Below are 2,340 nucleotides of genomic sequence, written 5' to 3'. Positions count from 1 at the left end.
AACTATAAGTATCTGAGATTTGTGAAGCAGTAACTACAGCACTTTGTCCTAAAGAAGTTCCAGTCATTGAACTGGATCTGATTTGAACATATATATTGCTGGGAGTTCCTGACTTTCTTAATTCAAGTTCTATTTTAGGCACAGTAATATTTTCATTCCCAACAGTAAAACTTTGTCCATATCCACCATGAGTACCGGGAAAGTATTGTTCACTATCAGAAGTCCCTCCAGTAAACTGAACTGCTACTTCTTGAGAGTAAGTAAAACCAACTAAGGAAAGAAATAATAAATTTACACATATAATTTTAACATTTTTCATTTATCAAAAGAAAATTTTTATTTGAAGATAAGTATATGTATCAGGCATGTGGTCAGCCCATACTTTATAGTCACCTTCCCTTACTATAGAGATAGTTCCGCCTAACTCATCTTCCTGAGGAGAAGATTGTTTTATTCTAAAATCCACACTTATAAATGGAAGTGGTTGAGAAAGAAACTGAATAAAATAAATCTGTTTAGTTAAGTTCTGATAAATTTCTCTTTCTTCTACTCTATATCCACACGCAACACTAAAATCAAATTTTCTAAACGGTCTTAATTTTACATCAGCTTCATAATATGTAATTTTGTTTTTTTCTACATCTTTTTCATAAGAAGAATAAACTCCAAACACACCTTCTAAACCTATTATCTGATTGGTTTTATTATATCCTAAAGTTGTTTCTATTTTTTGAGACCTAATATTAGGATTAGTTATCTTGGTCGCCATATCTAACTCTAACTTGCCATCAAAGCCTTTTCCTCTATTATAATAAATTTTAAAATTCCCACCTTTTTGGTCCACATATCCTGTATCTAAATATCCAGAAGGAACTAAGTGATATCTTCTTTCTAATATAGAACTGTCTAACTTTGTTTCTATGTTCATTAAATTAGGAGGTAAATCCTCTTTTAGCCAAGGAAGTAATGTGTCTTTTAACAGAAATCCACCATAGTGGCTTCCAATATATCTCCCTTCTAATACAAAAGAAAATAAAGTATTTGCAACTTTATTTATTTGTAAATTAGCAACTATAGCATTATCTCTTATAGAAGATGGAATATCAAATAGTTTTTCTAATAAAACTCCACCTTTCATAACCCGCGGAAGATTTTCTGAATAAGATAAAGAATCATCCCAACTATTTTCTTTTTTCCACAAACCATACACTGTTTCTCCCATTTCAGTTAAAGTTACATACAAGTTTGTATCATATAGTTTTAAAGATGGCAACTCTATTTTCTTTCTTAATTCTAATCCTAACACATAGAAATCTACAAGAGGTAAAATTTTATCTGAAGAGACATCCTTTGCATATTGTCTTCCAACAACAAACATCGGAATTAGATATGAGGTTCTTGTTTTTTTCATAAATCTATTAGAAACTACTAACACTCTTTTCCAATAATCACCGCCTATAAAAGACTCATAATCTCCTGCAGAAGCAATACTCCCAGATAAAGTTATACCTAAGTTTTTACTCTGACCATAAAACACCCAAGGATTCCAATGGATAAAAGCAGAACCCACAGTTAACGATGTGAGATATTTATGAAGTTTTTTAAACTTTAAAGAAATTTCAGAAAAACTTATAGAGTATTCCTTTTGATTAAGCAGTTTTATGTCATCACCTCTCATCCAGTCAATTTTTCTTGCAGGAATATAACCATAAATTACATACTTAGATGGAAGTTTTAAGTTCCAATATAAACTTATATTCTCATTAAAAAACAATTCATCATTTAGTATTAAACTTTGATATATCCCTTCTCCTACTTCTGTATCCTGATAATACTCAGAATATAAATATCCATTAGGAATTTTTGAAAAAATTGGTTTTTTAAATGTAAATATATTTTTAACTAATTCTACCTGATCAACATAACATACTCCACTTATAGGAAGTTCTCTTTGAGTTCTGTCTGGTAAAGAAATATAAAACTCTATATAAGAGATTTTTGAAAAATCAAACTCTTCAAAACCTTTAAGTGTAATTTTGTTTTTTAAATAAAACATATTAAAAGGTATTATTATTTGAGACCATACTGAATTAGTAAGTACTGTAGAATTAGCATACTCTAATGTATTGCCTTTATTATCTTTTATTGCTACAACAAATTTTCCTTCACTTCCACTTCCTTTTACCCATAATGAAATTCCACAAGCAGAAGAAAAATCTTTTAATGAAGAAAAATTTCTGGATATACTTATCCAGTTTTCATTCCAGTCACCTGTGTAAAAAGTATACTCTATTTTTAGACAATTATTTTCAGATTTTAACACATCATCTTTTACTATCC

2 protein-coding genes are annotated in these 2,340 nt (G+C 29.4%); both read right to left on the bottom strand.

Going from position 1 to position 2,340, the window contains the following annotated elements:
- A partial coding sequence (locus tag N2712_07920) for a hypothetical protein (GenBank protein ID MCX8029903.1) occupies window positions 1–319 on the bottom strand: 319 nt, incomplete at its 3' end.
- A gap of 3 nt (window positions 320–322) precedes the next feature.
- Window positions 323–2,340: CIA30 family protein (locus N2712_07915; GenBank protein MCX8029902.1), on the bottom strand; the 2,018-nt coding region annotated here is incomplete at its 5' end.

Source organism: Brevinematales bacterium (assembly GCA_026415355.1).
Lineage (GTDB): Bacteria > Spirochaetota > Brevinematia > DTOW01 > DTOW01 > SKYB106.
This window is presented reverse-complemented; position numbering and strand designations above follow the sequence as displayed.